A 15,492-nucleotide genomic window follows, 5' to 3' on the forward strand; every position below is an offset into this window, starting at 1 on the left:
CAGAAAGCGTGTCAAGGAGCCGTACGGCCCCGCACGCTCGAACCGCCGTGCTCCGCGAGCCACTTGGCGGCGGTCTCGGCCAACTCCTCGTCCCGGCCCGCCAGCATGGTGGTGATCATCCGGACGTCGCCGCGCAGTGACCACGCCGGGTGTCCGAACGAGGCCGGGTTGTTCCCCTCGATCAGGAAGTGCGCGGGCCAGGCGGTGCCGTAGCCGATCAGCGGCAGGGCCGCCGCGTACCGCTTGCGGCCCCGGGCGAGCCCGTAGGCGGTGACGGTCAGTCCGGTGAGCGTGCCGGCCAGATGGACCCAGCGGGTCGCTGCCTTGGAGTGCATCGCCACGTAGTACGGCCAGAACTCCTCGAAGGAGCCGAAGGTCTGCTCTGTCATGTCCGCACCGTAGCGCCGCCGCTGGACGTTGTCAGGGGTGCGTGCTAAGTTCTTCTCGTTCTGAGAAATACTCAAGGTGAGAAAGACTTGGGCCGGGGGAGGCCGCGATGGAAGCACAGCAGACGGAGCCGGAGTTCCTCGCCGGGTACGACCCGCGCGCCTTCGACCCTGTCGCCGTCACCGTGGACGTGGTGGCCCTGACGCTGCGCGCCGACCGGCTGCACGTCCTGGCGGTGCGGCGCGGCGGGCCGCCGTACGCGGGGGAGTGGGCACTGCCCGGCGGGTTCGTACAGGCCGGCCGCGAGTCGCTGGACGAGGCGGCCGGCCGCGAACTCGCCGAGGAGACGGGCCTGGACGCCGCCTCGCTCGGCCGGGTCCACCTCGAACAGCTCGGTTCCTACGGCCGCCCCGACCGCGACCCGAGGATGCATGTCGTCTCGGTGGCCTATCTCGCCTTCGCCCCGGGGCTGCCCGACGCGCGGGCGGGCAGCGACGCGGCCGGCGCCGACTGGCTCCCGGTGGACGCGGTGTGTTCGGTACGGCAACCGGAGACGGCATCCCCGCGTCCCTTCGAGCAGGGTCGGCGGCCCGGGGCCCACGGGGGTGGTGCCGGCCGCCGACCCCGGTCCTCCCCACCGGACGGGGCCCCCTTGGCCTTCGACCACGGGGACATCCTCGCCGACGGGCTGGAGCGGGCCCGGGCCAAGATCGAGTACACCCCGCTGGCCACCGCCTTCCTCGGCGAGAGCTTCACCATCAGCGAGTTGCGGACCGTCTACGAGACCGTCTGGGGCACGCCGCTGCACGCCGGCAACTTCCACCGCAAAGTGCTCTCCGTCCCCGGCTTCGTGGAGTCCACCGGCGCCAGCGACACCCGCCCCGGCAGCCGCGGCGGCCCACGGGCCCGGCTCTACCGGGCGGGGGACGCCACCTTGCTGCACCCCGCGCTGCTGCGCCCCGACCGGGAGGCGACCGTACGATGACCCCGGTCCACGAGCCGGTCCGCACCTTCGACGACGCGCTCGCCGCACTCGCGGCCGGCTTCCCGGCCGACGCCGACGCCGCGGCCGGGCACTACCGGTGCCTCGCCCACCTGCTGCGCCCCGACGCCGCGCCGCCCGGCCGCCGCGGCGAGGCCGCCGCCGCCTTCGCCCGGCTCACCCGCGCCTGGCGCTCCCGGTCCGCCGACCTGCCCGTCCTGAACTCCCCGCGCCGCGCCTACGTCCTCGGGCCCGCCCTGGCCACCGGCGACCTCGCGACCCTCCGCGGCGCCCACTACGAGCAGGACGGCGAGCACCGCGAAGCCGTACTCAAAATCCCGCTCCGGCCCCGCGACAACGACCTGATGGCCCACGAAGCCGCCGTCCTCACCCGGCTCGACACGGTCGGCGAACCGCGCCACCGCGCCTACGCCCCCATCCTGCTCGAAAGCTTCCGGGACCGCGCCGCCGACGGCGCCGAACGCGTGATCAACGCCCTGGAGCCGCTCACGGGCTTCCACACCCTCGCCGAAGTCGCCGCCGTCCACCCCGACGGACTCGACCCGCGCGACGCCGCCTGGATGTGGCGCCGTCTGCTGGCCGGCCTCGGCTGGGTCCACCGCGCCGGACTGGTGCACGGCGCGGTCCTGCCCGAACACGTCCTCATCCAGCCCCCGTCGCACGGCCTGGTCCTGGTCGACTGGTGCTACGCGACCGCGATCGGCACCCACCTGCCCGTCCTGGTCGACCGCCACCGGGACCGCTACCCGCAGGAGGCGCTGGAACGGTCACCGGCCACGCCGGCCACCGACATCCATCTCGCCTCCTCCTGCGTCCGGGAACTGATGGGCCATCAGACCCCGGCGCCGCTCCGGGCGTTCCTGCGCGGCTGCCTGCTGCCCGCGCCCGAGGCCCGGCCGAGGGACGCCTGGCTGCTCCTCGCCGAACTCGACGAGATCCTCGAACGGCTCTACGGGCCGCGTACCTTCCGCCCGTTCGGCATGCCGACCGCACCGACCGTCTGAACGCCTCCTCCGAACGACCTGCCCGAACGACCTGCCCGAACGACCCGCTCGAACGCACCGCCCGAACCCACCGGCCTTCAGGGGGAATCCACCATGGGAAGCGGAAACTGGTCCACCGATGTCTACGCCGCCGCCGCGCGCTACCGCGCCGCTTCCGGCACCGACGCCTTCGCCTACAGCGACCGCGTCACCACCTCGGCGCCGCGCAGCGACTGGCGCGCCCATCAGACCCTCGATCCCTTCGGCCTGACCACACGGGAGAGCCGCGACAGCGAGGAGCACCCCACCTCACTCGCCATCTCGGTGCTGTTCGACGTGACCGGCTCGATGGGCGGCGTACCGCGGACGCTGCAGACCAAACTCCCCGACCTGTTCGGGCTGCTGCTGCGCAAGGGCTACACCGAGCACCCGCAGATCCTGTTCGGCGCGGTCGGCGACGCCACCTGCGACCGGGTGCCGCTGCAACTCGGCCAGTTCGAGTCCGACAACCGGATGGACGACCACCTCGGCAACATCCTGCTGGAGGGCGGAGGCGGCGGCCAGATGACGGAGTCCTACGAACTCGCGCTCTACGCCATGGCCCGGCACACCGCCCTCGACTGCTACGAGAAGCGCGGCCGGCGCGGCTACCTCTTCCTCATCGGCGACGAGATGCCCTACGGCAAGGTCAAGGCCCGCGAGATACGGGCCGTCCTCGGCGAGAGCGTCTCCCAGGACATCCCCGTCCAGGACATCCTGGCCGAACTCCGGCGGACCTTCCACGTCTTCTACATCCTCCCGGCCGGCACCTCCTACGCCGGCAACCCCGAAGTCCTCAGCCTGTGGCGCGCGCTGCTCGGCCAGAACGTGATCGAACTCGACGACCTCGACGCGGTCTGCGAAACGATCGCCCTCACCGTCGGCCTGGGCGAAGAGGCGATCGACCTGGCCACCGGCCTCGCCGACCTGGCGGACATCGGCTCCCCAGCCGCTCCCAGCGTCGCCCGCGCTCTGCGCGCGTACGACCGCTGACCGCGCGGAACTCCGCCACCCGGCGCCCGGCGAAGGAGCACCTGTGCACACCCTGGTCGTGGACCTCGGCTTCGGCGACGCCGGTAAGGGCGCCACCGTGAGCCACCTCTGCGCCGCGGCCGACCGCGAGGTCACCGCCGTGGTCCGCTTCAACGGCGGCCCCCAGGCCGCCCACAACGTCGTCACCCCCGACGGCCGCCACCACACCTTCGCCCAGTTCGGCGCCGCCACCCTCCAGGGCGTCCCCACCCTGCTGTCCCGCTTCATGTCCGTCGACCCGCTCGCCCTCAGCGCGGAGGCCGAGCATCTGCGGAGCCTCGGCGTACCCGACCCGTACGCCCTGCTGAGCGTCGACCGCCGGGCCCGGCTCACCACCCCGTACCACGCCGCCGCCAACCGGCTGCGCGAGCGGGCCCGCGGCGCCGACCGGCACGGCTCCTGCGGCATGGGGGTCGGTGAGAGCGCCGCCTACGCCCTCGCCCACCCCGAGGACGCGCCCACCGCGGGCGACTGCGCCTCCCGGCCCCGGCTGCTGCGCCGGCTGACGCTGCTGCGGGACCGGCTGACCGACGAACTGGGACCGCTGGGCGCACCGCCCGTCGAAGCCTGCGCGGATGCCTACGCCGCCTTCGCGCGGACCGTCACCCTGACCGACGAGGCCGTGACGCGGCGCCTGACCCGGCAGGGCCCGCTGGTCTTCGAGGGAGCCCAGGGTGTGCTGCTCGACGAATGGCACGGCTTCCACCCGTACACCACCTGGTCGACCACCACCTTCGCCAACGCCGAGACGCTGCTCGCGGAGGCGGGCGCGCCCGACGGCGCACTGCGGCTCGGCGTCGTCCGCACCTACACCACCCGGCACGGCCCGGGTCCGCTCGTCACCGAGGACCCCGGACTCGGACCCCTGCTGCCGGAAGCCCACAACGGGCACGGCCGCTGGCAAGGAGCCTTCCGCACCGGCCACTTCGACGCGGTGGCGCACCGCTACGCGGTCGAGGTGTGCGGGGGAGTGGACGCCCTGGCCGTCACCCATCTCGACGCCCCCGGCCGCTGCCCGGAACTGCGGCTCTGCCGCGCCTACGCCATGGACGGACGGCTGGTGGAACGGCTCCCGGCGGGCCCGCCCGGCGACCTCGCGCGCCAGGCCGGACTCACCCGGCGGCTGTCCGAGGCGCGGCCCGCCCGTTGGGACACCCCCGGCCGCGACCCCCGGCAATGGACCGACGCCGTCTCCCGACTGCTCGGCGCTCCCGTGCTCATGGAGTCGTCCGGGCCCGCCCGCCAGCGGCTCAGGACGGCCGCGCACACCGGTCGGCCCGTCCCCGATCGGATAGGGTCCACCCCGTGCTGAAGGACTCCCACTGCTCCTCCTGCGGAACTCCGTTCCCGGCCGGCGCGGGCTGGCCGCGCACCTGCTCCACCTGCGGAACGGTCACCTACCGCAACCCGCTGCCGGTCGCCGTCGCCCTGCTGCCGGTGAGGGACGCGGCGGGGACCGCGCTGGTCGTCATCCGCCGCACCATCGAGCCCCGGCTCGGCCGACTCGCCCTGCCCGGCGGCTTCATCGACCACGGGGAGAGCTGGGAGCACGCCGTCGTCCGCGAGCTGGCCGAGGAGACCGGCATCCTCGCGCCGGCCGGCGACGTCTCCCTCGCCGAGGCCCTCACCGACGAACCCGGCGGCTATCTGCTGCTGTTCGGGCTGCTCCCGGAGCGCGAAGCGGCGGCGCTGCCGCCCTCCCGGCCCACCGACGAAACCGACGGTTATCAACTGCTTCGCGCGCCGGTCGAGTTGGGCTTCGAGTTGCACAGCCAGGCGGTACGCCGCTGGTTCGCCGGGGACTACGACGCGTCGCCGCGCACCCGCACCCGGTAACCGGGCGCACCGCCGCCGTCGCGCTCCACCACCACCTCGCCGTCCACCCACCGGGAGACGAAGCGCTCCATCCGGGGAGCGCCCCACCCTTCCGGATCCCCGCTGAACACCACGCCGCTGCCGGTACGGCCCTGCCGCGGCGCCCACGCCTCCAGCTCCACCGCACCGTCCGCCCCCGCGACCGGCAGCACCGACCCCGCCTTGGCCAGCACCGGTATCCGGCCCGGCGACGCGTCCAGCACCACCTGCCCCCGGCCGCCGTAGGCCGCCCCCGTCACCGTGTCGTACCACCGACCGCGCGGCAGCCGCACCGTGCGCGACACCACCCCCGGCTCCAGCACCGGTGCCACCAGCAGGGCGTCACCGAGCAGAAACGCGTCACCGCACTCCCGCAGCGCCCGGTCGCCCGGCGAGGACCACCACAGCGGCCGTACGTAGGGGGCGCCGGTGCCGCGCGCGATATGCGACAGCGTCTCCAGATACGGCAGCAGCCGCACCCGCTCGGCCAGTGCCGCACGGGCGTGCGCCAGCACCTCCTCACCGAACTCCCACGGCTCGCGCCGCCCGGCGCCGATCGCCGAATGGGTGCGGAAGAACGGCAGATACGCGCCCAGCTGGAACCACCGCAGATACAGCTCCGGCGACGGCGTACCGGTGAAGCCGCCCACATCCGGGCCCGAGTACGGCACTCCGCACAGGCCCAGCCCCAGCACCAGCGCCAGTGAGGCCCGCAGCCCCTCCCAGCCGGTGGCCACATCACCCGACCAGCTGCCCCCGTAGCGCTGCATGCCGGCCCAGCCGGAGCGGGAGAACAGGAACGGCCGCTGCTCGGGCTGCAGCCGGAGCAGCCCCTCGTAACCCGCCCTGGCCATCGTCAGCGCGTACACATTGTGCGCCTCGCGGTGGTCGCCGCCGCGGCCCTCCAGCGCGTGCCGGGCGGAGCGGGGCAGGGTCGCGTCCCCGAACGCCGCGAAGGACACCGGCTCGTTCATGTCGTGCCACACCCCGGCGAAGCCCTGCGCGAGGCGCTCCGCGTACAGACCGCCCCACCAGGCACGGGCCCGGGGATCAGTGAAGTCGGGGAAGACCGTCTCACCCGGCCACACCACTCCCCGCACCTGCCCGCCGTGCGCGTCGCGCACGAAGGCGTCGGCGGCCGTCCCCCCGTCGTAGGCGGCCAGGCCCGGCTCCGCCTTCACCGCCGGGTCGACGATCGACACCAGCCGCACCCCCTGCTCGGCCAGCTCCCTCGCCATGCCCGGCAGATCGGGGAAGTTCCGCCGGTCGACGGTGAACACGCGATTGCCGTCGAGATGGTCGATGTCCAGATGGAGCACCGACAGCGGCAGGCCGCGCTCCCGGTAGCCGGCCGCCACCCGCCGGACCTCCGCCTCGCTGCCGAAGCCCCACCGGGAGTGCTGGTGGCCGAGCGCCCAGCGCGGCGGCAGCGCGGGCCGCCCGGTCAGTGCCGTCCAGCCGGACAGTATCCGGGCGGGAGTCCCCGCGATCACCCAGTAGCGCAGTGGGCCGCCGGCCATCCGCAATTCGCAGCCGCCCGGCCGGTCATGGCCCGAGCCGGCGCCCTCCTGGCCGTCCCGCAGCGTCACCTGACCGTCCCAGGTGCTGTCGTGGAAGACCAGATGACAGCCGGCGTCGGCGACGACCAACTGGACGGGCATGGTGATGTACAGCGGGTCGTCGCCCGGGACGAAGGAGCCGCCCGGGTCGGTGTTCCACAGCCGGTAGCCGCCGGCCGGCAGCCGGGGACCGGCCGCCCGGCCGCCCAGCCCGTACACCCGCGCGTCGGCCGGGGTCTCGGAGCGCTGGACCCAGCGCGTCGCGCAGCCGTCCGCCTGGCCCGTCGGGTCCCACCAGCGCGGCGGCAGCTCCCGGCGCAGCAGCAGGCCGCCGGGCGTACGGATCTCCACGGCGCCCTGCCGGGAGACCAGCACGGTGACCCGCTCGGAGACCACCCGCCAGCCGTCCTTGTCCGGCTCCAGCACCGCGCGGGCGTCGGCCGCCGGACCGTCACCGGCCAGCGCGTAGGACGGCTCCGGGCCCGCGCCGTCCCAGCCGCAGAACACCGCGCCGCCGACCGCCACCCGTATCCGCAGAGTCGAGCGGCTGAAACGGACCGTGCCGCCGCCCGGCGCCGGATCGGCGTCCAGCGCGGCCCCCGGCACCCTGGCCCGCTCCGGACCGTGCCGGGGAAGATCACGTGTGTCGATCCGCTGCCGTCGCCAGGCCGAGCGGGCGGCCAGCCGGCCACTGGCGGAACCCGCCATCCGAACCGATCGCAGCAGGTCCCGAGCATCCATGCCCCAACCTTGACACCAAAACCGCCGTCGGCGCCGCCCGTTCAGCCAGCGTTCACCTCCAGGGGGCCGCCAGGATCATCGACGCGCGTCGCACCGCCGGCGCGCGGGCCCGCGGTGGCCTTCCGCCCGCCTTCCGCCGGCCGTTCTCCGGCCGTGGTCCGAGCCGGTCCCCGGCCGGCCGGGGACACGCAGGACCCGCCCTGGCGCGTACGACGATCACATGGCATCGTCCTGCCCAGCCCCCGCGGCAGGAGACCCCCGCCCGGGACCCAGCAGCCACGCAACGACGCGTACCGTCCGGGAGCCGCCTGATGAGCACCACGCCCGAGCCCGCCGCCACCCCGCGGCCGGCCGCCGAGCCGCAGCCGCTGTGGACGCCGGGCCCCGAGCGCGTCGCCCGCGCGCAGCTCACCCGCTTCCACCGCTGGGCGGCCGGCCGGCACGGCGGACCCGCCGCCCCGTCCGGGCGCCCCGGCGAGGACTACGCCGTGCTGCACTCCTGGTCGATCCGCGAACCCGAAGTCTTCTGGCAGGCGATCGGCGAGTGGTACGACGTCCGCTTCAGCGCGCCGTACGAGACCGTGCTCGCCGACAGTGCCATGCCCGGCGCCCGCTGGTTCCCCGGCGCCCGGCTCAACTACGCAGAACACGCCCTGCGTCCGGCCCTCGACCCGGCGCGGGCCGCGTCCCCCGCGCTGCTTCACCTGGATGAGCGGCAGCAGACCGGTACCGTCACCTGGGCCGAACTCGCGGCGCAGGTCGCGTCCTTGGCCGCCGTCCTCCGCGATCTCGGAGTCACCCCGGGCGACCGGGTCAGCGGCTATCTGCCCAACATCCCGCAGGCCGTCGTCGCGTTGCTCGCCACCGCGGCCGTCGGCGGCGTATGGACCTCCTGCGCCCCCGACTTCGGCGCCCGCAGCGTTCTGGACCGCTTCCAGCAGGTCGAACCGGTCGTACTGATCGCGGTGGACGGCTACCGCTACGGCGGCAAGACCCACGACCGCACCGGCGTCGTCGCCGAACTGCGCGCCGGGCTCCCGTCGTTGCGGGCCACCGTGCACATCCCGCTCCTGGACACCCCGGCCCCCGAAGGCGCCCTCGACTGGGCCGAACTGACCACCACCGACCGCGAACCCGCCTATGAGCAGGTGGAGTTCGACCATCCGCTGTGGGTCCTGTACTCCTCTGGCACCACCGGACTGCCCAAGGCCATCGTCCAGTCGCAGGGCGGCATCCTGCTGGAACACCTCAAGCAGACCGGACTCCACCTCGACCTGGGCCCCGGCGACCGCTTCTTCTGGTACACCTCCACCGGCTGGATGATGTGGAACTTCCTGGTCTCCGGGCTGCTGGCCGGCGCCACCCTGGTGCTCTACGACGGCAGTCCCGGCTTCCCCGACATCACCGCCCAGTGGCAGGTGGCCGAACAGACCGGCACCACCGTCTTCGGCACCTCCGCCGCCTATGTCGTGGCCTGCCGCAACGCCGACGTCCACCCCGGCCGCGACTTCGGCCTCGCCGCCGTCGGCTGCGTCGCCACCACCGGCTCCCCGCTGCCGCCCGACGGCTTCCGCTGGCTGCACGACGAGGTGAAGGAGGACCTGTGGATCGCCTCGGTCAGCGGCGGAACCGACGTCTGCAGCTGCTTCGCCGGAGGCGTGCCGACCCTGCCGGTCCACATCGGCGAACTCCAGGCCCCCTGCCTGGGCACCGACTTGCAGGCATGGGACGCGCAGGGCCGGCCCGTCGTCGACGAGGTCGGCGAACTCGTCGTCACCAACCCGATGCCCTCGATGCCGATCCGCTTCTGGAACGACCCCGGTGACGCCCGCTACCGCGAGAGCTACTTCGAGATGTTCCCCGGAGTCTGGCGGCACGGCGACTGGATCACCCTCACCTCGCGCGGCACCGTCGTCATCCACGGCCGCTCGGACTCCACCCTCAACCGGCAAGGCGTCAGGATGGGCTCCTCGGACATCTACGAGGTCGTCGAACGCCTCCCGGAGATCCGCGAATCGCTCGTCATCGGCATCGAACAGCCCGACGGCGGCTACTGGATGCCGCTGTTCGTCCGCCTCTCCGAGGGCGCGGAGCTGGACGAGCCGCTCCGGGACCGGATCCGCGCCGCCATCCGCACCCAGCTCTCACCGCGCCACGTACCGGACGAGATCATCGCCGCCCCCGGCGTCCCGCACACCCTCACCGGCAAGCGCATCGAGATCCCGGTCAAGCGGCTGCTGCAGGGCGTCCCGCTGGACAAGGCCGTCAACCCCGGTTCGGTGGACGACCTCACGGTGCTGCGCTTCTACGAGCGGCTCGCCGCGGAACGGGCCGGCGGCCGCTCGTAGAAGCCTTGCTCAGCTGCGTTCAGCCGGGCCGGCCGGGTGTCAGCCCTTGTACGGCGCGAAGATCTTGGAGAACTCGTACGGCGCCTGCGCGATGTTGGTGCACTTGTACAGCGCGCCGCTGCACGCGTTGGCGTCCCGGCCCTCCTCCCAGAACGACAGCATGCCCAGGTGCTTGCCCTGCGCGAAGGAGACGAGCTGGCGGGCGTCGGCCTGGTCGTAGATGTGCCCGTCGTCGTTCTGGCCGAGCATCGGGGTCACCCCGACCATCGCCCACACCTGGGCGTCGGACTTGCTCGGGTACAGTGACTTGAGCTGGCTGAAGACGCTGTTGGCCGCCTGGACGGCCGCGTCGCCGTAGTCGACGCTCTGGTAGTAGTCCATGGCCATCGCGTTGACCATGTCGAGGTTGACGCCGGCGTTCTTCGCCGAGGTGACGACGTTCAGCCCGTCCGAGGTCAGGCCGTTGGGCAGCACCGGGAGAGTGAGCGAGATCCGCAGGCTCGGGTGGGTCTGCTGGAGCCTGGCCAGCGCCTGGGAGCGCAGGGCGATGGAGGCGGGTTCGGCGACGGCCGAGCCTTCGATGTCGAAGTCGACATAGGTGAGGCTGTAGGCGTCGACCACCGCCGCGTACTCGGTGGAGAGCGCGTCCACCGAGGAGCAGGCCTGGGCCAGTTCGATACCGCTCGCACCGCCGAAGGAGACCTTCACATCTCCGCCGGCCGCCCTGATCGCGTCGATCTGGTCCTTGGCCCATGCCTGACGCGGGTCATAGGCGTTGAACCACGACGCCTTGCAGCCGGCCGAGGTGACGAAGCCGAGCGTGAAGCTCTTCACACCGCTGGCCTGGGACATCGCGGTCAGGCTGGGCGTCGGCCAGGCGCCCATGTCGACATACGGCGCGGTGCGGATCACGCCGGGCGTCGGATTGCCGCCGCCACCGGTGGAGGCGCTCGTGGTGCCGGAGACGGCCGCGCTGTACGCCGAGGTGTTGCCGGCCGCGTCCTTGGCCCGCACCTGGAACGCGTAGGAGGTGGAGGCGGCCAGACCGGTCGCGGTGTACGAGGTGCCGGTCACGGCGACGGGGGCCGCGCCGTTCCGGGAGACCTCGTAACCCGCCACCGAACCGGAGTTGTCGGTGGAGGCGTTCCAGTGCACGGTCAGTGCGGAACTCGTCGCCGAGCCCACGGTGACGCCGCCGGGCACCGACGGGGCGGTGGTGTCGCCGCCGCCACCGGTGCTGCCGCCCGCGTCGCAGGAGCCGCCGTTGAGCTTGCAGTTGGCCGGCGTGCCGGACCCGGAGTTGACCCAGCCGAAGACGGCGGAGGCGCCCGGTGCCAGCGAGCCGTTGTAGTCGCGGTTGGTGAAGGTGTAGTGCGTGCCGCTCTGGGTGAGGAGCGCGTCCCAGTAGCTGCCGACGCTGCTGCCGGCCGGCAGATCGAACTCGACCTTCCACGAACTGGTGGTGGCACCGCTGCCGTTCGCGATCGTGTACTGGGCCTGGTAGCCGCTGCCCCAGTCCGAGGTCTTGGCGAAGGTGGCACCGACCCCGCCGGCCGCCGAGGCCGGAGGAGCGAAGAACAGGACGAGTGTGCCGAAGAGCGCGAGGAGAAGAGTGAGGGTTCTTCGCATACCGGACTCCCATTTGGTCTGTACCAATGCCGCCCGGGATCTGGATACTTGACCTGCGGTACCGCCGTCAAGAGGCCCGCCACGCGCCTCTGACGCCGGGTCAGCCGCACGACGCCCTTCCGCTTCGGGCCGCTGCGGTCCATGAGCACGGCCGGGAGCCCCGGCCGCGAGCCCGTTGTCAGTGGGTCCGATTACGGTGAGTGAGCAGTGGGGAGCGGCGGGGCAGAGTGCCGCGCCGCCCGGACCAGAGGGGGACCCATGTCACACACCAGGAAGCAGGGCGCCAGGCGCGGGCGGGCGGAGGAGGGGCGGGGCAGCCGCGGCGGCGCGGCCGGTCGCCGGAAAGGCGTCGCGGGAGCGGGGCGGGAGGGAGGCCGATACGCGGGCCGGGTGCGGACTGCCGGGCGCGAGCGATACCGGCGCGCCCTGCGCCGGGAAGCCCCCGTCCTCATCGGACTGATCCTCGACGACCAGGACTTCGCCCGCATGACCGGCTATCGCAGCTTCCCGTTCGAGGACTACGACAGCTATCTGCGCCACCTGGACGGCCTGCTGCGCAGCCTGCACACCAAGGGCACCCATGTTGCCGTCACGCTCTTCGACCCCGAGGCATACGACCACTACTGCGACAGCACCCGCCGACCGCCGGACTCCCCGGCCACCCGCACCGGCTACGTCGCGGAGGTCGCCGCGGCCGGCCCGGCGATCCACTACACCCAGCAGCCGATGCCCCTGCTGCGCTCCCAACTCGCCCGTGAGGCCGACCGGCGGGCCACCTGGGAGCGCGCCACCGACGCCCTCATGGACGCCGGCCCCTGCCCCGACTGCGGCGACGACCTCGCGCACTGCGCCTTCGACCGCGCCTCGCACACACTGCTGCGGATCGTCGAAGCGGTGGGCCCCGGCGGCCACCACCTCGTCTGCAGCCTGCCCACGGACGAGGGGCCCCCGCTGCTGGCCGCCGTGCAGATCGACGCGGACCCGGACGGCGAACTGAACCTGTCCGAAGCCGACGCCCTGGTGGTCTGCACGATCATGGCCGCCGGCACGGTCTCCGCGCACTCCGGTGGCCTGGTCGTCCGCACCACGGACCCCGACGGCACCGAAACGGTGCGCGGCTGGTCGCTGCGCGAGGGCGAGCCGCATCCGCTGAGCGAGGCCGAGGTGTTCAGCGCCTATTGCACCGACCCGGCGACCGGGGAACCCGTACCGCCGGAGCACGGAGTGCTGTACCGGGCGGGGCTGCCGTTGCCGCCGCCGCTGCCGGGGGACTCGCCGGGGAGATAGCGGGTCTCGGGCCCGGACGGGCTGGGTCCGGCGGTTCGGGCGTCCGATGCGGCGCGGGTGTACGAGCCCGGCGGCTCACCCCCGCGCCTCAGCATGTCGGATCGCAGCCCCCGCCCCGCCGGCAGCCCCGGACATCCGCCCAGGCCGCCAGCCCTGGCCGGTTTCCGGGAAGCGGCTACTCGCCGGACAGCGCGGCCTGGGCGGCCTGGCGCGCCTCCTGAGCGCTGTCGGTCGCCCGCGCCGCGGCGGCCGCACGCTCGCACTGGGCCAGCGTGTGCTGGGCCAAGGTCGCGCGTACATAGGGGATCGACGCCGAACCCATCGACAGACTGGAGATGCCGAGACCGACCAGCACACAGGCCAGCAGCGGGTCCGCGGCGGCCTCGCCGCACACCCCGCAGCTCTTGCCCTCCGCCTTCGCGCCGTCCGCGGCGAAGGCCGCAAGGTCGAGCAGCGCCGGCTGCCACGGGTCCTGCCACCGGGAGACCGCACCGACCTGCCGGTCCGCCGCGAAGGTGTACTGGGCCAGGTCATTGGTGCCCAGCGACAGGAACTCCACCTCCTGCAGGACCGCCCGCGCCCGCAGCGCCGCCGCCGGGATCTCCACCATGACCCCGAACTTCGCCGACAGGCCCGCCTCCCGGCAGGCATCGGCGAACGCCTTGGCGTCCTGGCGGTCGGCCACCATCGGCGCCATCACCTCCAGACGCGCCGGCAGCCCCGAGGACGCCGCGGCCAGCGCCTTCAGCTGGGTCCGCAGGACCTCCGGGTGGTCCAGCAGCGTCCGCAGCCCGCGCACGCCGAGCGCCGGATTCGGCTCGGCCGCCGGTGTCAGGAAGTCCAGCGGCTTGTCGGCCCCCGCGTCCAGCACGCGGACGACGACCCTGCCCTCGGGAAAGGCCTCCAGCACCTGGCGGTAGGTCTCCGTCTGCTTCTCCTCGGAAGGAGCCTGCGCCGAGTCGTCCAGGAAGAGGAACTCGGTGCGGAACAGGCCCACACCCTCCGCACCCGCGGCCAGCGCCGCCGCCAGGTCCGCCGGACCGCCGATGTTCGCCAGCAGCGGCACCTGGTGCCCGTCCGATGTCGCGCCGGGCCCGGAAGTGGCGGTCAGCGCCGCCTCCCGCTCCGCCGCCGCCTGCGTCAGCGCGGTCCTCTTCGCCGCGCTCGGCTCCACGAACACCTCACCCGAGCTGCCGTCCACCGCGACGACCGTTCCCTCGGCGAGGTCGACCGCCCCCGGCAGCGCCACCACCGCCGGCACCCCCAGCGCTCGCGCCAGAATCGCACTGTGACTGGTCGGGCCGCCCTGCTCGGTCACGAATCCGAGGACCAGGGCCGGATCGAGCAGCGCCGTATCGGCCGGCGCCAGGTCACGGGCGATCAGCACATACGGTTCGTCGCTGTCCGGCACCCCCGGCATCGGCACACCCAGCAGCCGCGCCACGATGCGGTTGCGCACATCGTCCAGATCCGCGACGCGCCCGGCCAGATAGTCACCCGCCCCGGCCAGCAACTCCCGGTACGAGGCGAAGGCGTCGTAAACGGCTCGCTCAGCCGTGCCGCCCGCCGTGATCCGGCGCTCGACGTCGGATGCCAGCTCCGGGTCCTGCGCCATCAGCGCCTGCGCCTCCAGCACCGCCTGCGCCTCGCCGCCGGCCAGCTGGCCGCGCGCGGTCAGATCGGCTCCGACCGCGTCCATCGCCTGCCGGGCCCGCCCCTGTTCACGCGAAGCGTCCTCCGGACGGATCCGCTCGGCCGGCGGCTCCAGGACCGCGGTCCCCATATGCCGTACCTCGCCGATCGCCACACCGTGGCTGACCCCGACGCCCCGCAGCGTTGTCTCCATCTCACTACTTCCAGTTGAAGAGAGTGTCCCCTGCGACGACATCGCCGTTGTGCACAAGCTCGCTCAGTGCCTCCGCGGTCGCCTCCAGCGCGATCACCGGACACACCGGCGACTTGCCTGCCTCTTCGATCGAGGCGGGATTCCACCGCACGACCGCCTGGCCGCGGGACACACTGTCGCCCTTGCCGACGAGCAACTCGAAGCCTTCTCCATTGAGCTGAACCGTGTCGACACCCAGGTGCGTCAGAATGCCGCGCCCTTCGTCGTCCACGACCACGAAAGCGTGCGGGTGCAGCGACACGATGACGCCGTCCACCGGAGACAGCGCGTCGCTCGGCTCCCGCAGCGGGTCGATGGCGGTCCCCGGCCCCACCATCGCCCCCGAGAACACCGGATCGGGCACTGCGTCGAGTCCGATGACCCGACCGGCGAGGGGTGACGAGACGGTCGTCATGGGAAGCCTCCAAAGCGCGGAGCTCAAGGACGCCGTCACTGAATGTCACTGGACGGTGGGCTGCGGAAGCAGCCTAAATCATGTCAAGTACGGATACTGCGCTAACCGAACCGATCAACGGCGGCTTTTCCTGACCCCGCACTCTCCCATCCCGCCACCCTCCGCGACCGGGACCGGGTCCCGCCGGCATCGCGCCCGCGTCCGCCGGTGCTGATCCGGCGTCAACTCCCGCCGGGGTCCCGTCCGGATCCCCACCCGCCGATTTGCTCCACGCGAGGGAGTCCAGTACGTTGGCACAACCGCCTCGACGAGACCCGCGGAAACGCGTGT

General features: G+C 73.1%; 12 protein-coding genes. 7 read left to right on the forward strand and 5 right to left on the reverse strand.

The annotated features are described in order from the left end of the window. Nucleotides 1-11: 11 nt before the first annotated feature. Nucleotides 12-389: an Mpo1-like protein gene (locus ACFO3J_RS08650; protein WP_386427757.1), complete on the reverse strand. Its 378-nt coding sequence runs from the start codon at nt 387-389 to the stop codon at nt 12-14. Nucleotides 390-496: 107 nt separating this feature from the next. Between ACFO3J_RS08650 and ACFO3J_RS08655 the strand changes: the two genes are divergently transcribed. From ACFO3J_RS08655 to ACFO3J_RS08675, 5 genes are all read left to right on the forward strand, one after another. Further along, nucleotides 497-1,372 (forward strand): NUDIX hydrolase, encoded by an 876-nt coding sequence (locus tag ACFO3J_RS08655; protein WP_386427759.1) that lies wholly within the window; start codon nt 497-499, stop codon nt 1,370-1,372. After that, a complete protein-coding gene (locus ACFO3J_RS08660) occupies nt 1,369-2,394 on the forward strand; it encodes a molecular chaperone DnaJ (protein WP_386427761.1) in 1,026 nt (341 codons plus the stop codon). Before ACFO3J_RS08655 ends, ACFO3J_RS08660 begins: the two co-directional genes overlap by 4 nt. 93 nt (nt 2,395-2,487) lie before the next feature. After that, nucleotides 2,488-3,405 carry a hypothetical protein gene (locus ACFO3J_RS08665; protein ID WP_386427763.1) on the forward strand — a complete coding sequence of 306 codons (918 nt, stop codon included), beginning with the start codon at nt 2,488-2,490 and terminating at the stop codon, nt 3,403-3,405. Between the two features lie 43 nt (nt 3,406-3,448). Then, nucleotides 3,449-4,756, forward strand: a complete 1,308-nt coding sequence (locus tag ACFO3J_RS08670; protein WP_386427764.1) for an adenylosuccinate synthetase — start codon at nt 3,449-3,451, stop codon at nt 4,754-4,756. Beyond that, complete coding sequence (locus tag ACFO3J_RS08675) at nt 4,753-5,280, forward strand: NUDIX domain-containing protein (RefSeq protein ID WP_386427822.1); 528 nt, start codon at nt 4,753-4,755, stop codon at nt 5,278-5,280. The genes ACFO3J_RS08670 and ACFO3J_RS08675 overlap by 4 nt, the downstream gene beginning before the upstream one ends. On the opposite strand, the gene ACFO3J_RS08680 is transcribed toward ACFO3J_RS08675, so the two are convergent. Next, a complete protein-coding gene (locus ACFO3J_RS08680) occupies nt 5,247-7,598 on the reverse strand; it encodes a glycoside hydrolase family 31 protein (protein WP_386427766.1) in 2,352 nt (783 codons plus the stop codon). The genes ACFO3J_RS08675 and ACFO3J_RS08680 overlap by 34 nt on opposite strands. Before the next feature lie 311 nt (nt 7,599-7,909). On the opposite strand from ACFO3J_RS08680, the gene ACFO3J_RS08685 reads away from it, so the two are divergent. After that, entirely contained in the window at nt 7,910-9,946 is a 2,037-nt protein-coding gene (locus ACFO3J_RS08685; RefSeq protein WP_386427768.1) for an acetoacetate--CoA ligase, read from the forward strand. 39 nt (nt 9,947-9,985) lie between these two features. On the opposite strand, the gene ACFO3J_RS08690 is transcribed toward ACFO3J_RS08685, so the two are convergent. Then, the gene (locus ACFO3J_RS08690) at nt 9,986-11,575 is read right to left on the reverse strand and encodes a cellulose binding domain-containing protein (RefSeq protein WP_386427770.1); all 1,590 of its coding nucleotides are present in this window, start codon (nt 11,573-11,575) and stop codon (nt 9,986-9,988) included. A gap of 390 nt (nt 11,576-11,965) precedes the next feature. Between ACFO3J_RS08690 and ACFO3J_RS08695 the strand changes: the two genes are divergently transcribed. Further along, nucleotides 11,966-12,862, forward strand: a complete 897-nt coding sequence (locus ACFO3J_RS08695) for a hypothetical protein (RefSeq protein WP_386427772.1) — start codon at nt 11,966-11,968, stop codon at nt 12,860-12,862. A gap of 175 nt (nt 12,863-13,037) precedes the next feature. Here ACFO3J_RS08695 and ptsP read toward each other — a convergent pair whose 3' ends face one another. Beyond that, nucleotides 13,038-14,708: a phosphoenolpyruvate--protein phosphotransferase gene (gene ptsP / locus ACFO3J_RS08700; RefSeq protein WP_386427774.1), complete on the reverse strand. Its 1,671-nt coding sequence runs from the start codon at nt 14,706-14,708 to the stop codon at nt 13,038-13,040. A gap of 4 nt (nt 14,709-14,712) precedes the next feature. Then, entirely contained in the window at nt 14,713-15,162 is a 450-nt protein-coding gene (locus ACFO3J_RS08705; protein WP_386427776.1) for a PTS sugar transporter subunit IIA, read from the reverse strand. Nucleotides 15,163-15,492 lie beyond the last annotated feature (330 nt).

This window comes from Streptomyces polygonati, assembly GCF_042650325.1.
Classification (GTDB): domain Bacteria; phylum Actinomycetota; class Actinomycetes; order Streptomycetales; family Streptomycetaceae; genus Actinacidiphila; species Actinacidiphila polygonati.